A 1,198-nucleotide genomic window follows, 5' to 3' on the forward strand; every position below is an offset into this window, starting at 1 on the left:
TACAAAAACCCACCACGACGCGTCGACGACGTCCCCACCCGCGACGAATCCGAATGAAACAACCCCTCCAAATCCCACCCCCGATTCACCGGAAAACCACCCACACCCTCCCGCCCCTCAACCACCAAATCCCACAAATCCCCCGGCGACCCCACACCACCAGGAAAACGACACGCCATCCCCACAATCACCACCGGATCATCGGTGGCGAGAGCCTTGGCCACCGGGGCCCGTGGGGCCGGCGCGGCGCTGATGGTGAGCCGACCGTGGAGATGGCGGGCGAGCGCGAGGGGGGATGGATGGTCGAAGACCGTGGTCGGGGAGAGCTGTAGTCCGGTCAGGGCGGCGAGGAGATTCCGGAGTTCGACACCGGCGAGTGAGTCGAGGCCCAGCTCCCGGAACGCCCGCGCGGGAGCGATACCCGCATGGTCGGGATGTCCGAGCACCTCGGCCACCCGGGCGCATACCTGATCCAGTACGGCGTCGAACCGCTCGTCCTCGGGGAGGGCGGTGATACGGCGGGCCCACACGGGGTCCGGTCCGACCCCGGTCGCGGCCCCCACCTCCGCGCCTCGGATCCTCGTACGAGGTCGTGCCGGCGTTCGGAGGAGCCGGCTCAGCAGGGGCGACGGCGGCCCGGACCCCGTCTCCGCCGCCGACGGGTCGAGGAGGGCCGGTACGACGAGTGCCCTATCGCTCACGAGTGCGGCGTCGAAGAGTGCGAGGGCCCGGTCGACCGGGAGCGGGAGGAACCCCGAGCGGGCCCATCGGGCGCGGGCGGCGGCGTCCAGTGTGGCGCCCATACCGCCTTCGCCCTCCCACAGGCCCCAGGCGAGCGACTGCCCCGGCAGACCCCGGGCCCGGCGATGCGCCGCCAGAGCGTCCAGGAACGTATTCGCCGCCGCGTAGTTCGCCTGACCCGGCGCACCGATGAGGCCGGATACGGAGGAGAACAGGACGAAGGCGGCGAGCGGCAGATCCTTCGTCAGTTCATGGAGATGCCAGGCGGCGTCGGCCTTGGGGCGGAGGACGTCGGCCAGGCGCTCCGTGGTGAGTGATTCCACCGTCGCGTCGTCGAGGATGCCCGCGGTATGCACCACCCCCACCAACGGACTCCCCACCGGAATCCGCCCCAACACCCCCCCCCCCGCCCCCCCCGGACCCACCACCCGCCCCACCCAAGCAACCCACGCGCCCC

1 protein-coding gene is annotated in these 1,198 nt (G+C 71.2%); it reads right to left on the minus strand.

Annotation, left to right across the window (positions count from 1 at the left end):
* Window positions 1-1,106: KR domain-containing protein (locus ACFXG1_RS33175; RefSeq protein WP_384745899.1), on the minus strand; the 1,106-nt coding region annotated here is incomplete at its 3' end.
* Between the last annotated feature and the right edge of the window lie 92 nt (window positions 1,107-1,198).

The sequence above is a fragment of the Streptomyces sp. NPDC059248 genome (assembly GCF_042753905.1).
Classification (GTDB): domain Bacteria; phylum Actinomycetota; class Actinomycetes; order Streptomycetales; family Streptomycetaceae; genus Streptomyces.